This is a genomic window from Verticiella sediminum (genome assembly GCF_007558815.1).
Taxonomy (GTDB): Bacteria; Pseudomonadota; Gammaproteobacteria; order Burkholderiales; family Burkholderiaceae_B; genus Verticiella; species Verticiella sediminum.
Window position 1 is genome coordinate 111,259 of the sequence record NZ_VLTJ01000022.1, and the last position, 18,827, is coordinate 130,085.

At 70.5% G+C, this 18,827-nt stretch carries 18 protein-coding genes; 11 read left to right on the forward strand and 7 right to left on the reverse strand.

Translation table 11 applies throughout. From position 1 onward, the window contains the following. Positions 1-1,530, forward strand: coding sequence for an acyl-CoA-binding protein (locus FOZ76_RS11245; protein ID WP_143948350.1), 1,530 nt, complete (start codon positions 1-3; stop codon positions 1,528-1,530). Between the two features lie 36 nt (positions 1,531-1,566). Here FOZ76_RS11245 and FOZ76_RS11250 read toward each other — a convergent pair whose 3' ends face one another. From FOZ76_RS11250 to gpmA, 4 genes are read right to left on the reverse strand one after another with little or no spacing between them, the layout of a single operon-like run. Then, complete coding sequence (locus FOZ76_RS11250) at positions 1,567-2,337, reverse strand: HesA/MoeB/ThiF family protein (protein WP_143948351.1); 771 nt, start codon at positions 2,335-2,337, stop codon at positions 1,567-1,569. 11 nt (positions 2,338-2,348) lie between these two features. Continuing rightward, positions 2,349-3,833 carry a S41 family peptidase gene (locus FOZ76_RS11255; protein ID WP_143948352.1) on the reverse strand — a complete coding sequence of 495 codons (1,485 nt, stop codon included), beginning with the start codon at positions 3,831-3,833 and terminating at the stop codon, positions 2,349-2,351. A 26-nt stretch (positions 3,834-3,859) separates the two neighbouring features. Next, complete coding sequence (locus tag FOZ76_RS27705; RefSeq protein ID WP_143948353.1) at positions 3,860-5,437, reverse strand: murein hydrolase activator EnvC family protein; 1,578 nt, start codon at positions 5,435-5,437, stop codon at positions 3,860-3,862. A gap of 4 nt (positions 5,438-5,441) precedes the next feature. Next, positions 5,442-6,191: a 2,3-diphosphoglycerate-dependent phosphoglycerate mutase gene (gene gpmA / locus FOZ76_RS11265; protein ID WP_143948354.1), complete on the reverse strand. Its 750-nt coding sequence runs from the start codon at positions 6,189-6,191 to the stop codon at positions 5,442-5,444. Positions 6,192-6,425: 234 nt separating this feature from the next. On the opposite strand from gpmA, the gene FOZ76_RS11270 reads away from it, so the two are divergent. The 4 genes from FOZ76_RS11270 to FOZ76_RS11285 all read left to right on the forward strand — a co-directional run bounded on the left by FOZ76_RS11270 (position 6,426) and on the right by FOZ76_RS11285 (position 9,562). Then, positions 6,426-6,773 carry a rhodanese-like domain-containing protein gene (locus FOZ76_RS11270; RefSeq protein ID WP_143948432.1) on the forward strand — a complete coding sequence of 116 codons (348 nt, stop codon included), beginning with the start codon at positions 6,426-6,428 and terminating at the stop codon, positions 6,771-6,773. A gap of 109 nt (positions 6,774-6,882) precedes the next feature. Continuing rightward, a complete protein-coding gene (gene secB / locus FOZ76_RS11275) occupies positions 6,883-7,377 on the forward strand; it encodes a protein-export chaperone SecB (RefSeq protein ID WP_143948355.1) in 495 nt (164 codons plus the stop codon). A gap of 3 nt (positions 7,378-7,380) precedes the next feature. Next, positions 7,381-8,454, forward strand: coding sequence for an NAD(P)H-dependent glycerol-3-phosphate dehydrogenase (locus tag FOZ76_RS11280; RefSeq protein ID WP_143948356.1), 1,074 nt, complete (start codon positions 7,381-7,383; stop codon positions 8,452-8,454). A gap of 103 nt (positions 8,455-8,557) precedes the next feature. Next, positions 8,558-9,562: a Bug family tripartite tricarboxylate transporter substrate binding protein gene (locus FOZ76_RS11285; protein ID WP_143948357.1), complete on the forward strand. Its 1,005-nt coding sequence runs from the start codon at positions 8,558-8,560 to the stop codon at positions 9,560-9,562. A gap of 30 nt (positions 9,563-9,592) precedes the next feature. On the opposite strand, the gene FOZ76_RS11290 is transcribed toward FOZ76_RS11285, so the two are convergent. Beyond that, positions 9,593-10,294, reverse strand: coding sequence for a GntR family transcriptional regulator (locus tag FOZ76_RS11290; protein ID WP_170235397.1), 702 nt, complete (start codon positions 10,292-10,294; stop codon positions 9,593-9,595). Positions 10,295-10,480: 186 nt separating this feature from the next. On the opposite strand from FOZ76_RS11290, the gene FOZ76_RS11295 reads away from it, so the two are divergent. The 4 genes from FOZ76_RS11295 (at position 10,481) to FOZ76_RS11310 (ending at position 15,074) form a co-directional block, all read left to right on the forward strand. Beyond that, the gene (locus FOZ76_RS11295) at positions 10,481-11,827 is read left to right on the forward strand and encodes an amidohydrolase family protein (protein ID WP_143948359.1); all 1,347 of its coding nucleotides are present in this window, start codon (positions 10,481-10,483) and stop codon (positions 11,825-11,827) included. An 85-nt stretch (positions 11,828-11,912) separates the two neighbouring features. Next, positions 11,913-12,893: a Bug family tripartite tricarboxylate transporter substrate binding protein gene (locus FOZ76_RS11300; RefSeq protein WP_170235398.1), complete on the forward strand. Its 981-nt coding sequence runs from the start codon at positions 11,913-11,915 to the stop codon at positions 12,891-12,893. A gap of 4 nt (positions 12,894-12,897) precedes the next feature. Next, positions 12,898-13,647 carry an aspartate/glutamate racemase family protein gene (locus tag FOZ76_RS11305; RefSeq protein WP_143948361.1) on the forward strand — a complete coding sequence of 250 codons (750 nt, stop codon included), beginning with the start codon at positions 12,898-12,900 and terminating at the stop codon, positions 13,645-13,647. Next, entirely contained in the window at positions 13,644-15,074 is a 1,431-nt protein-coding gene (locus FOZ76_RS11310; protein ID WP_143948362.1) for an amidase, read from the forward strand. Before FOZ76_RS11305 ends, FOZ76_RS11310 begins: the two co-directional genes overlap by 4 nt. Positions 15,075-15,163: 89 nt before the next feature. Here the strand turns inward: FOZ76_RS11310 and FOZ76_RS11315 are convergent, their stop codons facing one another. Together FOZ76_RS11315 and FOZ76_RS11320 are read right to left on the reverse strand one after the other, a co-directional pair. Further along, the gene (locus FOZ76_RS11315; protein WP_143948363.1) at positions 15,164-15,634 is read right to left on the reverse strand and encodes a tRNA (cytidine(34)-2'-O)-methyltransferase; all 471 of its coding nucleotides are present in this window, start codon (positions 15,632-15,634) and stop codon (positions 15,164-15,166) included. 37 nt (positions 15,635-15,671) lie between these two features. Then, a complete protein-coding gene (locus tag FOZ76_RS11320; protein WP_170235399.1) occupies positions 15,672-16,532 on the reverse strand; it encodes an IclR family transcriptional regulator in 861 nt (286 codons plus the stop codon). A gap of 77 nt (positions 16,533-16,609) precedes the next feature. Between FOZ76_RS11320 and FOZ76_RS11325 the strand changes: the two genes are divergently transcribed. Both FOZ76_RS11325 and FOZ76_RS11330 read left to right on the forward strand, forming a co-directional pair. Beyond that, positions 16,610-17,635, forward strand: a complete 1,026-nt coding sequence (locus FOZ76_RS11325) for a Bug family tripartite tricarboxylate transporter substrate binding protein (protein ID WP_143948365.1) — start codon at positions 16,610-16,612, stop codon at positions 17,633-17,635. Between the two features lie 22 nt (positions 17,636-17,657). Beyond that, positions 17,658-18,818: a CaiB/BaiF CoA transferase family protein gene (locus FOZ76_RS11330; RefSeq protein ID WP_143948366.1), complete on the forward strand. Its 1,161-nt coding sequence runs from the start codon at positions 17,658-17,660 to the stop codon at positions 18,816-18,818. The last annotated feature ends 9 nt before the right edge of the window (positions 18,819-18,827 follow it).

Below are 18,827 nucleotides of genomic sequence, written 5' to 3' on the forward strand. Positions count from 1 at the left end.
ATGGCATCCGCTATCGGCGCGTTGCTCATCCATGGATTGGGCGGGACGCAGTACGACCTCGGCTCGATGCACAAAGTCCTGCAGCGCGGCGGCATCGAGACCCATGCGCTCACGCTGCCCGGCCACGGCGGCCAGCCCGAGGACCTGCTGCGGGTGAAGGCCGAGCACTGGGTCGAGGCGGTCACGGCCAAGTACCGCGAGATCGTCGGGCGCTATGAAACCCTGCACGTCATGGGCATGTGCATGGGCTCGCTGCTCGCCCTGGAGTTGTGCCGCCGCGAGCGCCACGCCAAGGGGCGGCTGGTCACGCTCGCGCCGCCGATCTATATCGACGGCTGGAGCACGCCCTGGTATGCGCCCCTGCGTCACCTGCTCTACTACGTGCCCGGCGTGCCGGCGCGCATGAAGGTGGAGGAAGAAGACCCCTACGGCATCAAGAACGAACTCGTGCGCGCCATCGTGAAGGCCAAGTTCGAGCGCGGCGAAGCCTTCCACTACCGCTGGGTGCCGCTCGCCTGCGTGCGCGAGGTCGATCGCCTGCGCAACTGGGTGATGAGCGGTGCGAAGCAGATCGGCTGCCCGACCCTGGTGGTGCATGCCCGCGAGGACGAGCTCACCAGCCTGCGCTCGGCCGACTTCCTGCACCGCGCGCTGCCCGACGCCCGCATGACGGTGCTCGAGAACAGCTACCACATGATCTGCGTGGACAACGATCGCGAGCAGGTGGCCGCCAATGTGCTGAGCTTCTTCGGCATCGATCCGGCCACCACGCGGCGCCCGGCCAGTGCGGAGCCGGTCACGCCCATGAGCGAAGCCGAACAGCGCGAGCTCTTCGCCACCTATGCCCAGGCGATGCGAGAGCAGCAGTACGAGGCGCTGTTTCCGCTGTTTGCGTCCGACGTCAGTTGGGAGCAGCAAGGCGACAATCCGGTGGCCGGCGTCTACACCGAGCGCAGCCAGTTGATCGACCTCTTCTCGCGGCTGATGTCGCATTCGGGCGGCACTTTCGCCGTCGCAGGCTTCGGCGAGCCGCGTTTCGACCTCGAAGCGCACACCGTGGAAGTCGACATCGCCTACACCGTCGGCAAGGAGGGCGCGCGACGCAGCAGCCAGGGCGTGCAGCGCCTGGGGCTGCGCAACCGGCGCATCGCGACGGTGCTCTACACGCCTGCCGACCCTGGCGTCGAAAACGCGCTCTGGCACGCGCCATCCCCATCAGGAGCCAGCATGCAAGACAGCCCCGCCATCAACGCACGCGCCCGGGCCCTGGCCGGCGCCGAGCTGCAACAGGCCTTCGAACAGGCATCGCAGGACGTCAAGCAGCTCGGCCAGCGCCCGTCGAACCAGGTTCTGCTTCAGCTCTATGGCTTGTACAAACAGGGCAGCGAGGGCGACGCGGGCGGCGCGCGGCCGGGCATGACCGACTTCGTGGGGCGCGCCAAGTACGATGCCTGGGCCGCGCTTGCCGGTACCGAGCGCGAGACGGCCCAGCGGCAATACGTCAGCCTGGTCGATGCGCTGCGCGGCTGAAACGCGGCGCAGCGGGCGGCTGCCGCCCGGGCAGGCTCAGCCCGTACGAGGACGCCGGCCTTCGCCGCAGACCGCGCAGAGCGGGTCGCGTCTGACCCGAACGCTGCGCCAATCCATGTGCAGCGCGTCGATGCGCAGCAGGCGTCCGACCAGCGGCGTACCGGCGCGCGCGAGCACCTTCAGCGCCTCCGCCGCCTGCATGCTGCCGACGATGCCGACCAGCGGCGAGAACACCCCCATCAGCGCACAGCTCACCTCCTGCACATCCTCGCCGGTTTCCGGAAACAGGCAGGCGTAGCAGGGCGAAGCCGCGTCACGCGGGTCGTACACGCTCACCTGCCCCTCGAAACGGATGGCGGCGCCCGACACCAGCGGCTTGCGGTGGGCGACACAGGCGCGATTGATCGCCACGCGGGTGGCGAAGTTGTCGGTGCAATCCAGAACGACGTCGGCCGCGGCCACCGCGGCGTCCAGGCTCGCGGCCTCCAGGCGCTGCGCCAGCGTCGCAATCGCCACGTCGGGGTTGAGCGCGCGCATGCTGGCGGCGGCAGACGCCACCTTGGCCTCGCCCACGCGCTCGGTGGTGTGCGCGATCTGGCGCTGCAGATTGGTGAGATCGACCGTGTCGTCGTCGGCCAGAGTGATGCGCCCGACGCCGGCCGCCGCCAGGTAGAGGGCAGCCGGCGAACCCAGGCCGCCGGCCCCCACGATCAGCGCATGCGAGGCCAGGAGCCGCTCCTGGCCTTCCACGCCGATGTCGTCCAGCAGAAGATGCCGGGCGTAGCGCAGCAACTGCTCGTCGTTCACGACCCGGACTCTTACGGCGCCGGCTTGGGCTGGATCTGCTCGGGCGGCGCCTTGATCGCCGGGGCGGGCGTATTGCCGCCCGGCTTCTTGTCGCCCGCGCCCTGGGCCGCGTCGGTGTTCGGCGTGGCCGCCGCGGCCACCGCGGACTGCTGCACCGGACGGCCGTGGAGCAGGTTGAGCGCCTGCTGTAGCTGGTAGTCCTCGGCGCTGCCGAACTCGACGGGCTTGGGAAGCTCCTGCACAGCGCCCTCGCGCGAGAGCGACAGGCTGGAGCGCACCTCGGGCTGATCCTGGTCGTTCGACAGGTGGCGTATGAGGTCGGCCTCGCGCGGCCGGTCGAACAGATCGCCGTTGGCGGTCTCGGTGACGAAGTAGTCGGGCTCGATGCCGGTCGCCTGGATCGAGCGCCCGTTCGGCGTGTAGTAGCGCGAGGTGGTCAGCTTGATGGCCGTCTCGCGGCTGATCGGCAGGATCACCTGGACCGAGCCCTTGCCGAACGTACGGGTGCCAAGCACCTGGGCGCGGGCGTGATCCTGCAGCGCGCCGGCGACGATCTCCGACGCCGAGGCCGACCCCGCGTTGACCAGCACCACCATCGGCACGGTCTTGGTCCAGGCCGGCAGGTCGGCGAGGTAATCCGGCCCGCCGCGCAGGTAGTCGGCCGGCGTGGCGCGATACTGCTGGTTGGAATCCGGCGTGCGGCCCTTGGTGGAGACGACCTCGACACCGGGCTGCAGGAACGCGCCCGCGACGCCGATGGCGCCGTTGAGCAGGCCGCCCGGGTCGTTGCGCAGATCCAGGATGAGGCCCTTGGGCACGCCGTTCTTGCCGAGCGCGGCCAGGTGGCGGGCGAGATCCTCGCCGGTCTTTTCCTGGAACTGGGTGACGCGCACGTAGCCGACGCCCGGCTCCACCTCGTTGCTGCGCACGCTGCGCACCTTGATGACGTCGCGCATCAGCTTGACCACGATGGGCTTGGGCTCGCCCTCGCGCATGATGGTCAGGGTGATCGGGGTCTGCGGCTTGCCGCGCATGAGCTTGACCGCCTCGCTGAGCTGCATGCCCTGCGTGGCGGTGTCGTCGATGCGCACGATGAGATCGCCCGCGCGCACGCCGGCGCGCGCGGCGGGCGTATCCTCGATGGGCGAGATCACGCTGACGAAACCGTCGCGCGTGCCCACCTCGATGCCCAGGCCGCCGAACTCGCCCTGCGTGACCGTCTGCATCTCGCGAAAGGCATCGGCATCCAGATACGCGGAATGCGGGTCGAGGTCGGAGACCATGCCGGCGATGGCGCCGTCGAGCAGCTTGCGGTCTTCGACCGACTCGACGTAGTTGTTCTTGATGATGGCGAACACGCTGGAGAACTGGCGCAACTCATCCAGCGGCAATGGGCCGGGACGCTGCGCGACCGCCGTGACGCCGAGGCTGATCAGTACCCCGGTCACCACACCGGCGGCCACCAGACCAAAATTGCGGAATTTCGTACTGCTCATGTTTTCCCCCGGGCTCGACGCGGTGGTCAACGCGCACTTGCCCATTGAAGCGGATCCACCGGGCTGCCCCGATGCCTGAGTTCAAAGTATATGCCCGATTCGGGCAGCCCCCCGGACGATCCGGCCGACGCGACCGTTTCACCGCCCGCCACACTATCTCCGACCTGCTTGAGGATGGCCTCGTTGTTGCCGTAGACCGACAGATACTCGTTGCCGTGGTCGACGATCAACAGGTTGCCGAACCCGCGCAGCCAGCCCGAGAACACCACGGTGCCGGCGGCGACCGCATGCACCGGGGTGCCCGTCGAGGCGCGGATGAACACCCCGCGCCAGGTCGAGCCTTCTTCGCGCGGCTCGCCGAAGCGCCCGGTGACGGTGCCACGCGCGGGCAGGCTGAGCCGCCCGCGCAGGCTGCCCAGATCCACCCGGCGCGTTTCCGGCTTGGCCGGTGGCCGCGCCACCGCGACCGACGGCGGGGTGGCGGGCTGCGCCTGCGGCGGGCCCGGCTGCGCCGCAGGCTCCTGCGGTGGCACCGGCGCCGGCGGCCGGGTCGCCGCGCGGGGCGGCTCCGGTGGTGCCGGAACGGGTATAGCAGGTTGCGCGCCACGCTCCTGGAGGGTGGCGCGCGCACCGGGTGCGACCGACTCGCTCGCCATGCGTTCGCGCTCGCGACGTTCCCGGTCCTGACGCTCGCGCTCCTGGCGCGCGGCGAGCGCGGCACGCTCGGCCGCCTCGCGGGCGGCGCGTTCGCGCGCAGCGGCCTGCTCCCTCGCCTTGGCCAGTTCGGCCTCGCGCTGGCGCCGCGCCTCTTCTTCGGCGCGCCGCTTGGCCTCGGCCGCCTGGCGTTCGAGTTCCCGATTGATACTGGTGATCAGATTGCCCAGGCGAGCATCGTCGTCCGCCAGACGCGACGCCTCGGTACGCTGCGCCGCGAGCTGGGTGCCGATCTCGTCGAGCACTTTCTTGCGTTCGGCCTGCTGGCGCACCCGCTCGGTGCGCTGCGCCTGCTGGTCGCTGGCCAGACGGTCGAGCTCGGTGCGCCGCTCGGCCGCCTGCGCCTGCAGCCCTTCGAGCCGGGCGATCCGTTCGCGCACCGACGCGACGGCGGCCGCGCGCGCCTGCGAGACGTACCCCAGATAGCCCAGCGTGCGGCCGGCCTGCTGCGGGTCGTCGCCGGACAGCATTGCGCTCCAGGGCGAAGCGCCGCCGCTCTGGTACTGCCGGCGCAGCAGCTCGGCCAGTTGCCGCTGACGCGCGGCGAGTTCCTTCTGCAGGCCCGCGATGTCGCGCTCCAGGCCCGCCAGTTCCTGGCCGGCCGCTTCGCGACGGGCCTCGATCTCGGCGAGCCGGCGCGTGGCCTCGGAAATCGCCCGCTCGGAGGCTTTCAGCGCGTCGGCCGCGGCGTTGCGGCTCTTCTCGGCCTTGGCGAGCTCGGCCTCGATCGATTGCATGCGCTCGCGCAGCGCCGCCCGCTGCGCGCGCGCAGCATCGCGTTCGGCGATGCTCGCGGTCGGCTCGGCGGCCCACACCGGCGCTGCCGACAGCATGCCGGCGACGCAGGCGCAGGCCACCGCCAGACGGACCGGCGCCACGCGTTTGTTCATCGGATCAGGACTTGGCCTTGCCCTGGGCCGCGACGGCGGCCATGGCGGCGGCGATCTCGTCGGGATCCCCGAGGTAGTAGTGGCGGATCGGCCTGAGCGCGTCGTCCAGCTCGTACACCAGCGGCTGGCCGGTGGGGATGTTCAGGTTGACGATCTCTTCGTCGGACACGTTGTCGAGATGGCGGATCAGCGCGCGCAGGCTGTTGCCGTGCGCGGCGATGAGCACGCGCTTGCCCGAGCGGATGGCCGGGGCGATCGCCGAATCCCAGTAGGGCACGACGCGCTCGACGGTGTCCTTCAGGCACTCGGTGGCCGGCAGCACGGCCGGGTCCAGGCCGGCGTAGCGCTGGTCGAAGCGCGGATGGCGCGGATCGTCCAGTTCGAGCGGATTGGGCGCGATGGCGTAGGCGCGGCGCCAGATCAGCACCTGCTCGTCGCCGTACCGGGCGGCGGTCTCGGCCTTGTTCAGGCCCTGCAGCGCACCGTAGTGCCGCTCGTTCAGGCGCCAGGACGGCTCGACCGGGATGTACATGCGGTCCAGCTCGTCCAGGGTGATCCACAGCGTGCGGATGGCGCGCTTCAAGACCGATGTGAAGGCGAGATCGAAGTCGTAGCCCTCCTGCTTGAGCAGGCGCCCGGCCTGGGCGGCCTGGGCGCGGCCGGTCTCGGTGAGATCGACGTCGGTCCAGCCGGTGAAGCGGTTTTCGAGGTTCCACTGGCTTTCGCCGTGGCGCATGAGAACGAGTTTGTGCATGTCGTGAAGCTCGGGTGCGATTTGCCAACTCGGCATTCTATAATTCCTGATTCGTCTTTGCGTTACCGGCGGGCCTTGCACACGCCTTGCAACGCGTCTTTTTCGTAACGGTATTGCAACTCCGGGTATTGCAACCCCGGACAGAAACACTACAAGGCAGCAACCCAGGAACCCCGCGTGACTTTCCTTCTCGAAAACATTTTCATCATCGCCGTCGCCGTCATCTCCGGCCTGATGCTCCTGTGGCCCGGCCTGGGCCGCGGCCGCAGCGCGGGCGGGCTCGATACGCTCCAGGCCACCCAGATCGCCAACCAGCAGCACGGCGTCTTCGTCGACGTGCGTCCTGCCGAGGAATACGCCAAGGGGCACATCGCCCAGGCGCGCAGCCTGCCGCAGACCGATCTGGAGGCGCGCGCCGCCTCGCTGCCCAAGAACAAGCCGCTCATCGTCGTCTGCGCCAATGGCCGCGGCGCCGGCAAGGCGGCGGCCCAGTTGAAGGCCAAGGGCTTCGAGCAGGTACACACGCTGAATGGCGGCATGCTGGCCTGGCAACAGGCCGGCCTGCCGGTGTCCACGCGCTGACACGCGCACACGCCGGGTGCGGCGCCCCGCGCCGCCCGGCCTCCACGCCGGCCCGGCTGGCGCCACCCCAATCCGGCGGCCTCGCGCCGCCTTCCCAGCGAGTCCACTCATGTCCGACGCACAGACCAATCCCCAGCAGCCGCAAACTCCCCCCGTGTTCAACCTGCAGCGGGTATACCTGAAGGATCTCTCCCTCGAGCTGCCGAACGCGCCCCAGATCTTCCTGGAGAACGAGCAGCCCCAGGTCGAAGTGCAACTGAACGTGGGCGTGCAGCGCCTGGCCGAAACCGTGTTCGAGGCCACCGTCACCGCCACGGTCACGACCAAGATCAAGAACCAGGTGCTCTACCTGGTCGAAGGCAAGCAGGCCGGCATCTTCGAACTGGCCAACATCCCGGCCGAACAGATGGACCCGCTGCTCGGCATCGTCTGCCCGAACATGATCTATCCGTACCTGCGCGCCAACGTGGCCGACGCCATCACCCGCGCCTCGCTGCCGCCCGTGCACCTGACCGAAGTCAACTTCCAGGCCATGTACGAACAGCGCCTGGCCGAACACCAGCAACAGCAGCAGGCCGTGGCCAACGGCAGCGCCGTCAACTGAGCCATGCCGGCGCACCCTGCCGACCTTCGCGTCGCCGTCCTCGGCGCCGGTAGCTGGGGCACGGCGCTCGCCGCCATGTCCAGCCGCTACTGCCCCACGCTCCTGTGGGCGCGGGATGCGGCGATGGCGGCGCGGCTGCAGGCAGAGCGCGAAAACCAGCGCTACCTGCCGGGCGTCGCGCTGCCCGATGCGCTCGTCTGTACCGCCGACATCGAAGCGGTGGGGCGCCACCTGGCGCAGGCGGAGGCAGCGCTCATCATCCTGGGTGTGCCCATGGCCGGCCTGGCCCAGACCTGCCGCCTGGTGCAGGACCTGCTCGCCCGGCACGCCATCGCCCGCGCCGACCTCGTCTGGACCTGCAAGGGCGTGGACGCCGATACCGGCGAGCTGCCGCACCAGATCGTGCACGCGGCGCTCGCGTCACGGCCCGGCCTGGCCTCGGGCGTGCTTTCCGGGCCCTCGTTCGCGCGCGAGGTCGCGCAAGGCCTGCCGGTGGCCCTGATCATCGCCAGCGCCGACCCGGCGCTGCGCGAACGCGCCGTGCAGGCCCTGCATGGCGACAACGTGCGCATCTACGGCAGCGACGACATCGTCGGCGTGGAGCTCGGCGGCGCAGTCAAGAACGTCATGGCGATCGCCTGCGGCATCGCCGACGGCCTGGGCCTGGGCACCAATGCCCGGGCCGCCCTGATCACCCGCGGCCTGGCCGAGATGACCCGGCTCGGCGTGGCCATGGGCGCGCATGCGGACACCTTCGCCGGCCTCACCGGGCTGGGCGACCTGGTGCTCACCGCCACCGGCGATCTCTCGCGCAACCGGCGCGTCGGCCTGGAGATCGGCCGCGGGCGCCAGCTCGACGACATCCTCGCCGACACGCCGCACGTGGCCGAGGGCGTGCGCGCCGCGCGCGCCGTGCTCGCCCTCGCGCAGCGCCACGGCGTGGAAATGCCAATCACCCAGGCCGTCTGCGACGTGTTGTACGCGGGCGCCACCCCCACCGCGGCGGTATCCCGCCTGCTCGGCCGGGAACCCCGCCAGGAAGACGCCGGCGCGGCTGCGGCCCAGCCCCGAGAGTAGCTCCGTGTCCTGCCGCCGCAGCCGTCGGAAAACAGGATATGCCCGGCGCACCGCAGTCGCCACACCCCTGCGGTGCGCGTCTTTCATTGCACTTCCCATCATCATGCCTTCGAACACCGTGTCCCGCCCGCGCCGCGCCTTGCTGAGCCTGGCGCTGGCTGCCGCCGTCCTGGCGCCCGCCAGCCACGCCTACGCGGCCGGCGCCGCCGCCTGGCCGAGCCGCCCCATCAGCCTGGTCGTGCCCTTCCCGCCCGGGTCGTCTCCCGACATCGTGGCGCGCACCATCGCCGAGCCGCTCGCGCAAGCGCTCGGCCAGCCGGTAGTCATCGACAACCGCGCCGGCGCTGGCGGCAACATCGGCACGCGCGTGGTGGCCAAGGCCGCGCCCGACGGCTACACGGTGCTGTTCACGATCAACGGGCCGCTGGTGACGGCGCCCCGGCTGTACCAGACCACGCTCGGCTACGACCCCAAGACGGATCTCGCGCCGGTGAGCCTGATCGCGACCAGCCCGAACGTCCTGGTCGTCAACGACGCCCTCGGCGTCGACGACCTTGCCGGCTTCGTCGCCAAGGCCAAGGCCGAGCAAGGCAAGCTGAACTACGGCTCGGTGGGCGCGGGCAGCGCGGCCCATCTGGCCATGGAGATGTTCAAGGCGGATACCGGCATCGACTTGCTGCACGTGCCCTACCCGGGCTTTCCGCAAGTGCTCACCGCCATCATGGCGGGCGACGTGCACGCCGGCTTCATGGTGCCCGCGATCGCGATGCCGCAGGTCTCGCAGGGCAAGGTCAAGGCACTCGGCATCACCAGCACCAGCGCCAACCCGCTGCTGCCCGGGCTGCCGCCGGTGGCCGACTCGGTGACGGATTTCGAGGCGATCTCATGGCAGGCCGTGCTCGTGCCGGCGGGCACGCCCGCCCCCATCGTGGAGCGCCTGAACCGCGAGCTGGACACCATCGTGCAAAGCGAACGCGTGCAGAAGCTGCTCGAAACCCAGTACTTCACTCCCGTGGGCGGCGGGCCCGCCGTGCTCGCCAGGCAGATCGACGACGAGACGGCGCGCTGGACCCAGGTCATCGACGCGCTCAAGCTCTCGCTGGACTGAGCGGGAGGGCGCGTCCTTCGAGCGAAAGCGCTAGGCCCCCGTCAATATCTCCCGAAGCTCGCGCTCGTCGTCGCGCCGCGCGTGGCGCAGCACGCGCGCCTGCACTTCCTCCAGGTGCGTGAGCATGGCTTCGGTGGCGCCGGCCGCATCGCCACGCGCCAGGGCGTCCACGATCACGCGGTGCTCGTCGGGCGCGCAATGCGAATCCTCGCCCTTCTCGTATAGCGCGACGAACAACTGGGTGCGCGCGACCAGACGCTGCAGCAGCGGCGTGAGTTCGGGGTTGTTCAGCATGTCGATGAGCCGCAGGTGAAAGCCGCCCGCCAGGCGCACCGACTCTTCCCGGTTGCCCGCGCGCCACGCAAGCTCTTCGGCGCGCACATGGGCCTCCAGCGTGGCCACGCCCTGCGCGTCCAGGCGCCGCGCAAGCAGGGCCAGGATACCGACCTCGAGCGCGCTGCGCGCCTCGTACACGGCGCGAATGTCCTCGACCGTCGGCTGCGGCACGAACGCGCCGCGATTATGCACGATCTCCAGCTTGCCTTCCTGCCCCAGGCGCGCAAGCACCTTGCGCACCGCGCCGCGCGTGCAGCCGAACATCTCTGCAAGGGCGCGCTCGCGCAGCGCGGTGCCCGGACGCAGCTTGCCGGCCAGCAGGGCGCGCGTGATCGCGCCGTGCACCCGGGTTTCGGGATCGTCGTCAGGAGGGGCGGAAGCGGCAGTCGAGTCCATGCATGTTGCGGCCAAGGCGGAAGGCCGAATTGTTGAACCGGCCGGAGAAACTGTCAACGACACTCCCGCTTTTCTGGTTAACCAAGTAAAATAAATATGGTTAACCATAACGGTGCATACGGCGCACCAATTTGGTCATCGATGCACAACCATGGCACATCGCCACCCGCCCTCCCAGGTTCCTCCATGGCCGCTACCGAATTCGATCTGCTCTTCACCAACGCCACGCTGCTGACCGCAGACCCGGCCCAACCGACGCTGCGCCACGCGGATCTCGGCGTCAAGGACGGCCGCATCGCATGGCTGGGCGGCACCGTGCCCGAAGGCACCCGGGCCAGGCGCCGCATCGACGCCTCGGGCAAGGTGCTGACGCCCGGCTTCGTCAACGTCCACACGCACGCCATTCTGTCGATGGTGCGCGGTGTGGCGGCCGACCTCGGCTTCGCGCCGTCCTACACGCCCGGCATCCCCAAGGGCCCTCAGGTCAACCCCGAGCAGGCGCGCGCCCTCGCCCAGCTCGGCGCGCTGGAAGCGCTGCTGTTCGGCTCGACCCTGGTCGGCGACAACTTCGTGCACGCCGACGTCACCACCGAGGCGATGGCCGAACTCGGCCTGCGCCTGACGCCGAGCTGGCGCATCCACGACGTGGACTTCGCCCGCGTCGCCGACGGCGAATGGATCTACAACCCCGCCATCGGCGAGCGCACACTGCGCGCCGGGCTGGAACTCGCCGAGCGCTGGCGCGGCAACCCGCGCGTCCAGGTACAGCTCGCCACGCACGCAGTGGACACCTGCTCGGACGCCTTCCTGCGCGAAATCGCCGGCGTGGCCGAGCGCACGGGCATGGTGGTCAACACCCACCTCGGCCAGAGCCAGGTCGAAGTCGACCGGGTGGCCGCGCGCACCGGCCGCACCTCGACCCAGGTGCTGGAGGACAGCGGCCTGCTCAACGCCCGGCTCATGGGCGGGCACTGCATCTACCTCACCGAGGACGACATGGCGCGCATGGCCCGCGCCGGCGCGCACGCGGTGCACATTCCCAAGTGCAACGCGGCCTCCGGCCGTCTCGCCCCGACGCCCGCGCTCAAGCGCGCCGGCATCAACATGGCGCTCGCCACCGATACGCAGCATGCCGACATGATCGAGCTGATGCGCTGGGCACTCGCCACCGCGCGCATCCAGGAAGGCCGCGTCACCGACGAGTGGCAGCCGCGCCACGTGTTCGAGATGGCCACCCTGGGCGGCGCGCGGGCGATCGGCCAGGCCGCGCACATCGGCAGCCTCGCGCTGGGCAAGTGCGCCGACCTGGTCATGCTCGACTTCGCGCGGCCGCACCTGGTGCCGCACGTCGAGCCGCTCGGCAACCTGGTCCACACCGGGCAGGGGCGCGACGTGCAGATGGTGGTGGTCGACGGCGAGATCCTGGTCGAGGACGGCCTGCCCACCCGGGTCGACATGCACTCGGTATGCGCGGCGGCCGAGCAGGCCTGCCGTGAACTCTGGGGCGACGTGGGGCGCGAGTACTGGCGCTGATCGCGTCTCGCGGCGCGGGCGATCGAAATTGGCATGGACCTTGCATTGCATAGACAACCCTATGTTCCCTCCATCAAGGTCATCCATGAATCGTCGCAATGCCCTTCTCGCCTGCACTCTGAGCCTGGCCGGCCTGCTGGCTCCCCTGTCGGCAGCCCAGGCCGCATCCAGCTATCCGGACAAGCCGGTCCGCATCCTCGTCCCCTTCCCCGCAGGCGGCGCGGCCGATGTATTCGCCCGCATCCTGGGCGAGAAGCTGGGTTCGGAAATGAACCAACCTTTCCTTGTGGAGAACCGTCCGGGCGGCGGCGGCATCATCGCCACCGAGTCCGCGTTCCGCTCGGCCGCCGACGGCCACACCCTGCTGCTGGTCACCGTCGGCCATGCGGTCAACCCGAGCCTGTACAGCAACCTCAACTACGACACTCTGAAGGACTTCACGCCGGTGTCGATGATCGCAACCCTGCCCAGCGTGCTCAGCGTGAACCCGCAGGTGGGCGTGAACTCGCTGGCCGAACTCATCGAGCAGGCCAAGGCCGCGCCCGGCAAGATGACCTATGCCAGCGCCGGCAACGCCTCCACCAGCCACATGGCCATGGCCCAGTTGAACACCATGGCGGGCATCGCGCTCTCGCACGTGCCGTATCGCGGCGCGCCGCCCGCCCTCACCGACGTGGTCGGCGGCCACGTGCAGATGATCATCGACCCGGTGGTCACCTCCAAGCCCATGATCGAGAAGGGCTCGCTGCGCGCCCTGGCCGTGACTTCGGCCGAACGCACACCGCTGCTGCCCGACGTGCCGACCATGCAGGAAGCCGGCGTTCCGGGCTACGATTTCTCTGCCTGGTTCATGCTGCTCGCGCCGGCCGGCACGCCGCCCGCGGTCATCGACGCGCTGCACGAGAAGATCCAGGAAATCCAGCAGACCGAGGACGTCAAGGCCCGCTACACCGCCCTGGGGGCTCAGCCCGGCCAGGGCACACCGGCCGACGCCGCCGAGTTCCTGCGCCGCGAAGTCGAACGCTATGCGCTCGTCGTACGCGAGAACAACATCACCGTGGAATGAGTTCATGCGCCTGCTCGTCGTCAATCCCAACACCAGCGCCAGCGTCACCGGGCTGATCGCCGCCGAGGCCCGGCGCGCCGCCAGCCCGGGCACCGAGATCGATGCGGTCACCGCCGCGTTCGGCATGGCCTATATCGAAACCCGGCTCGAATCGGTGATCGGCGGCTATGCCGCCGTGTGCGCCGCCGCCGAGCACTACGAGCGCCACGACGGCGTGATCGTCGCGGCCTTCGGCGACCCGGGGCTGGGCGGGATGCGCGAGCTGTTCGACGTCCCCGTGACCGGCATGACCGAGGCCGCCCTCGCCAGCGCCTGCCTGCTCGGCCAGCGCTTCTCCATCGTGGCGATCAGCCGCCGCATCAAGGCCTGGTATCGCGAGTGCGTGCAGGGCTACGGCCTGGAGACGCGCCTGGCGAGCATCCGCAGCCTGGAGCAGCCCCTGGCCAACATCGCCACCGTGCAGGACGACCACGCCGAGCGCCTGGTCGCGCTGTGCGAGCAGACCGTCGTGGAGGACGGCGCCGACGTGGTGATCATCGCCGGCGCGCCCCTCGCCGGCCTGGCGCGCAGCGTGCGGGGCCGGATTCCCGTACCGGTGGTCGACGGCGTCTCCAGCGCCGTGCGGCACCTCGAGAGCCTGGTCGCGCTCGACCCGGGCGCAGCGCAGACCGGCAGCTTCGCGCGCCCGCCGGCCAAGCCCAACCAGGGCCTGCCGCCCAGACTCGCCGCCATGCTCGCGGCAGGCCGGCCATGAGCGATACCGGCGAGACCGCCGACCTGGCCGATGCCGGTGTCGTCGAATTGTCCCGACTTTTGCACGCAGGCGAGGTGTCCGCGCTCGATGTCGCCCAGGCCTGCATCGAACGCATCGAGGCCTGCGATGGGGGCTTGAACGCCATGGTGCGCTTCGACCCGCAGGTCGGCCTGGCGCAGGCACGCGCAGCCGACCGGCGCCGGGCGGCCGGCGAGGCGCATCCGCTGCTCGGCATCCCGTATACGGCCAAGGACAATATCTGGGTGGCCGGCCTCGGCTGCACCCAGGGTTCATTGCGTTTCGAGCACTTTCGGGCGCCGGCCGACGCCCAGGCCGTCGCCGCGCTGCGCGCGGCCGGGGCCGTCTTCCTCGGTCACACCAACTGCTCGGAGTTCGCCTGCAAGGGCGTGACCACCAACCTGCTGTACGGCGTGACGCGCAACCCGTGGCATCCGCAGCTCACGCCGGGCGGCTCCTCGGGCGGCGCGGCCAGCGCGACGGCGGCGGGCTATGCGCCGCTCGCCCTGGCCACCGACGCCGGCGGCTCGACCCGGCGGCCGGCCGCGCACACCGGCGTGGTGGGCTTCAAGCCGAGCGCCGGGCTGATCCCGCACGCGCTCGGCCATGCCGAGCCGGTCTACGGCAACTCGGTGATCGGGCAGATGACGCGCTCGGCGGCCGACCTGCGCCCGGTGCTGCGCACGCTGGCGCTCGATGCACCGGACGATCCGCAATGGCGGCCGCACGACGTGCGCGAGCGGCTGGCGCAAACGGATGCCGCGCCGCGTCTGCGCATCGGCTACAGCCCGCGCCTGGGATTGGGCCATGCGGTCGATCCCGACGTGCAGCAGGCACTCGAACGTACCGCGCAGGCGCTGCAGGCGCTGGGCCACGAGGTCATCGCCTGCGACCCCGCCTGGCCGGCGGACACCAGCGAAGAGGCCCTGATGCCCCTGCAGTGGGCAGGCCTCGCCGAGTTGCACGGCCCAGCCTGGCAGGCCGGCGAGTGGACGGCGGACCCCGACATCGCCGCGCAGATCGAGAAAGGCCTGGCGCTGGCGGGCAGCGCCGTGACGGCGGCCCTGCGCCTGCGTGAAGCGCTGCACCGCAGTCTGAGCGCCTACTGGACGCAGGTCGACGTGATGCTCACGCCCACGACGGCGGCCACCGCCTGGCCTTGGACGCAACCCGGCCCGGCCACCATCGAAGGCCGGCCCGCCAGCCCGCGCGCGCATGCCGTCTTCACCCCGCTGTTCAACCACGTCGGCGTGCCGGCGCTCTCGCTGCCCTGCGGGCTGGATGCCGCCGGCCTGCCGATCGGCGTGCAGCTCGTTGCGCCGCGCTTTGCCGACGCGATGCTGGTGGCCCTGGCCGAAACGCTGGAAGCCCGGCTGCCGCGCCTGCCCCGGCCAGCTCGCCCAGGCTGAAGAAAACCGACGGGAGCGACGGGAAAGAACGTTCCTGTCGCTGCACGCTGCCCTGCGCTCTCCAGAAGGCGCGCTCCCGCCGATAGCCTTTAGACGCCCCCGGCGTAGCCCTGCTGGCGCCAGGCCTCGAACACCGTCACGGCCACCGCATTGGACAGGTTCAGGCTGCGCTGCCCCGGCCGCATGGGCAAGCGCAGGCGTTGCGCCGGCGCGAAGCCGGCGAGCACGTCCTCGGCAAGGCCGGCCGTCTCGCTGCCGAACACGAACACGTCGGCCGGTTCAAAGCCCACCTCGCCCAGGTGCCGCTCGGCGCGCGTGGTCAGGGCATAGACGCGCTCGCGCGGCGTACCGATGCAGGCCAGGGCCGCCGCCAGGTCGTCGTGCACCTGCACGCTGGCCCATTCGTGATAGTCCAGCCCGGCGCGGCGCAGTCTGGCGTCCTCCAGCACGAAGCCGAGCGGGCGCACCAGATGCAGGGCAACGCCGGTGTTCGCGGCAAGGCGGATGGCATTGCCCGTGTTGGGCGGGATCTCGGGCGAGACCAGGACGACGTGGAACAAGAGGGCTCCTGGGTAGAGGGAGAACGCGCCGGCGGGCTCAGGCCGGCGCCTGCGCGCGCACGTGCCCCAGCGCCAGGGACAGCGCATGCGCCGCCTGCGTGACGGCGGGCTCGAAGGCGCGCATGGCCTTCTGGGTGAGGCGGTCCGCCGGGCCCGAGATGCCGAGCGCCGCGACCACCTCGCCGCGCGCATCGAACACCGGCGCCGCCAGGCCGCACACGCTGGCGCGCCACTCGCCCCGGTTCACCGCGTAACCCTGCTGCCGGACGCGACGCAGTTCGGCTTCGAGTTCCTGCGGATCGACGATGGTGCGCGGCGTGTACGGCGCCATGGCGGCGCTGGCCTCGGCCACCCGGGCCGCCTCGGCATACGCCAGCAATACCTTGCCGGTGGCGACGCAACCCGCCGGCGCGCGCCCGCCGACGCGCGAGTACGCACGCACCGGCTGAGGGCTGTCGATCTTGTCGACGTAGAGCACGTCGATGCCGTCGAGGATGGAAAGATGCACCGTCTCCGACGTGGCATCGGCCAGCTCGCGCAGGAAGGGCGCGGCGACCTGGCGCAGATCCAGGCGATCGGCGACCCGCATGCCGACCTCCCAGATGCGCAGGCTGCAGGCGTAGCGGCCCTGCGCCTCGCGCACCCAGCCCAGATCGCACAGCATGCGCAGCAGGCGGTGCACACCGCTCTTGCCCATGCCCAGCTCGCGCGCGAGTTCGGTGACGCCCATGGGAGCGTCGGCGCGCGCGAGCGCCTCGAGGATGGCCAGGCCCTTGGGCAGCGAGCCGACGCCGGGAGCATCGGGTACGGGATCGACGGCGGCTGAAGCGGAGGAGACCAGGGTCACGGGTAGGCCGGAGGCGGTTGCGGAGGACTTGATGATACCGGAAGCACGCATTACCATATATCCAAATATTATGAACGCCGTACTAATAATTAGAACATAATCGAGCCCCCACAGGAGGAGTCCAGACCATGCCGTTTTCGCTCACCTTGCTACGCAATGCCGCACGCGGCTGCACCCGGCGCGTCGCCGCTTCGTTGCTCCTGGGCGGCGCCCTGGTCTGCGCGATGCCGGCGGCGCTCCAGGCCGCGCAGCCGTCCCCGGCCAACTGGCCCGAGCGCCCGATCACTTTCATCGTGCCCTTCCCGCCGGGAGGCAACAGCGACAACCTCGGGCGCATCATGGCCGAGCAACTGCGCATCAAGCTGGGCGTCCCGGTGATCGTGGAGAACCGGCCAGGCGGCACCACCTCGGTAGGCACGGAGGCGCTGGCGCGCGCCCAGCCGGATGGCTACACCCTGCTGCTGGGCGCGGCCACCGCCTTCACCGTGCTGCCGCACCTGCGCAAGCTGCCCTACGATCCCGAGCGCGACTTCACCTTCGCCGCCGGCATCGCCGACTATCTGCCGATCGTCACCGCGTCTCCCCAATTGGGCGTGCGCTCGCTGCAGGAACTCGTCGAGCTGGCCCGCCAGCGTCCCGGCGAGCTGAAGATCGGCTCGGCGGGCATCGCCTCGGCCGGCCACATCGCCAGCGAGATCATCAAGCGCGCGAGCGGCATCGACGTGCTGCACGTGCCCTACAAGGGTTCGGCCGAACTCATTTCCGCCCTGCAGGGCGGGCAGATCGACTTCTTCATCGACGGCGTGGGCCTGAACATGGCCCAGGACGGCCGGGGCGTGGCGCTGGCCACCTTCGCCGAGCGGCGCCACCCCATGCTGCCGGACGTGCCCAGCCTTCCCGAGGCGGGTATAAAAGAAGATCTGCCGCAGGGCGGTTGGGGCCTGGTGCTTCCCGCCGGCACCGACCCGGCCATCGTCGCCAAGGTCGGCGCCGCCGCCAAGACCATCCTGGCGGACCCCGACACCATCGACCGGCTGCTGCGCGCCAGCGTCGTCGCCGAATACATCGACCCCGCGCCCTATCGCGAGAACCTCGCCAAGGCCTACCGCTTCTATGGGGAGCTGATCCCGGCGGTCGGCATCGCCACGCAATAACCCTTCACCCATCGGGAGTCCCATGACCCAAAACCCGCTTCCCCTCGCCGGCGTCAAAGTCGTCGAAATCTGCCAGGTCGCCGCCGGCCCGTTCGCCGGCATGCTGCTCGCGGACTACGGCGCCGACGTCGTCAAGATCGAACCGCCCGAAGGCGATGCGCTGCGCCAGTGGCCGCCGCTGTCCGGCGCGGATGACGATCGCTACAGCGAGAACTACGCCTCGCTGAACCGGGGCAAGCGGTCGGTGGCGCTGAACCTGAAAGACCCTGCCCAGCTCGCCTATGCGCGCCAGCTCATCCTCGAGGCCGACGTGCTGGTCGAGAACAGCCGGCCCGGCGTGATGGAGCGGCTCGGGCTGTCGTGGGAGCACTTCGCCGAGCACAAGCCCGGCCTCGTCTACTGCTCGATCTCCGCCTTCGGCCAGAGCGGGCCACGCTCGCGCGAGGGCGGCTTCGACGTCACCGTCCAGGCCGCGGCGGGCGTGATGAGCGTGACCGGCGAACCCGAGGGCGCGCCCGTCAAGTGCGGCGTGCCCATCTCCGACTTCACCGCGGGGCTGTACGCGGCGTTCTCGATCGCCGCCCTGCTCGCCCGCGTGCGCGCGGGCGGCGCCGGCGGACGCATCGACGTGCCGATGTTCGCCACCACCCTGGCCGTGGGTGCGCTGCAGACCAGCGAATACTTCGGCACCGGCCGCAATCCGCGCAAGCTCGGCTCGGCCCATCCGCGCAACGCGCCTTACCAGGCCTACGAAGCGAGCGACGGCTGGTTCGTCATCGCCGCGGGCAACAACCGGCTGTGGCAGGCCGTCTGCGATGCCGCCGACACCCGCCACCTGCTCGAGGACGAGCGCTTCACCACGCCCACGCTGCGCGCGACGCACCAGGTCGCGCTGCGCGACCTCCTGCAGCCGCGCTTTCGCGAGTTCACGGTGGCGCAATGGCTGGAGCGCTTCAATGCGGCGGGCGTACCCAACGCACCCATCAACGGCTATGCCGAGGCGCTGGCCGATCCGCAGGCCGAGCACCTGGGCCTGGTCCAGCCCATCACCCTGCCCAATGGCGTGGTCACCCGTACGGTCGGCTGCCCGGTGTGGCTGGACGGCGCGCCGGTGCCGGTGAAGAGCGACTACGCGCGCCTGGGCGAGCACACCCCGGCCGAGTTCCGGGCGGATGCGGCATGAGCCGCGTCG

Bases quoted from the DNA above. Each gene is read 5' to 3' on its own strand.
- FOZ76_RS11245 (WP_143948350.1), top strand. From the start codon at position 1: ATGGCATCCGCTATCGGCGCGTTGCTCATCCATGGATTGGGCGGGACG.
- FOZ76_RS11255 (WP_143948352.1), bottom strand. From the start codon at position 3,833: ATGAGCAGTACGAAATTCCGCAATTTTGGTCTGGTGGCCGCCGGTGTG.
- FOZ76_RS27705 (WP_143948353.1), bottom strand. From the start codon at position 5,437: ATGAACAAACGCGTGGCGCCGGTCCGTCTGGCGGTGGCCTGCGCCTGC.
- gpmA (WP_143948354.1), bottom strand. From the start codon at position 6,191: ATGCACAAACTCGTTCTCATGCGCCACGGCGAAAGCCAGTGGAACCTC.
- FOZ76_RS11270 (WP_143948432.1), top strand. From the start codon at position 6,426: ATGCTCCTGTGGCCCGGCCTGGGCCGCGGCCGCAGCGCGGGCGGGCTC.
- secB (WP_143948355.1), top strand. From the start codon at position 6,883: ATGTCCGACGCACAGACCAATCCCCAGCAGCCGCAAACTCCCCCCGTG.
- FOZ76_RS11280 (WP_143948356.1), top strand. From the start codon at position 7,381: ATGCCGGCGCACCCTGCCGACCTTCGCGTCGCCGTCCTCGGCGCCGGT.
- FOZ76_RS11285 (WP_143948357.1), top strand. From the start codon at position 8,558: ATGCCTTCGAACACCGTGTCCCGCCCGCGCCGCGCCTTGCTGAGCCTG.
- FOZ76_RS11290 (WP_170235397.1), bottom strand. From the start codon at position 10,294: ATGGACTCGACTGCCGCTTCCGCCCCTCCTGACGACGATCCCGAAACC.
- FOZ76_RS11295 (WP_143948359.1), top strand. From the start codon at position 10,481: ATGGCCGCTACCGAATTCGATCTGCTCTTCACCAACGCCACGCTGCTG.
- FOZ76_RS11300 (WP_170235398.1), top strand. From the start codon at position 11,913: ATGAATCGTCGCAATGCCCTTCTCGCCTGCACTCTGAGCCTGGCCGGC.
- FOZ76_RS11305 (WP_143948361.1), top strand. From the start codon at position 12,898: ATGCGCCTGCTCGTCGTCAATCCCAACACCAGCGCCAGCGTCACCGGG.
- FOZ76_RS11310 (WP_143948362.1), top strand. From the start codon at position 13,644: ATGAGCGATACCGGCGAGACCGCCGACCTGGCCGATGCCGGTGTCGTC.
- FOZ76_RS11320 (WP_170235399.1), bottom strand. From the start codon at position 16,532: ATGCGTGCTTCCGGTATCATCAAGTCCTCCGCAACCGCCTCCGGCCTA.
- FOZ76_RS11325 (WP_143948365.1), top strand. From the start codon at position 16,610: ATGCCGTTTTCGCTCACCTTGCTACGCAATGCCGCACGCGGCTGCACC.
- FOZ76_RS11330 (WP_143948366.1), top strand. From the start codon at position 17,658: ATGACCCAAAACCCGCTTCCCCTCGCCGGCGTCAAAGTCGTCGAAATC.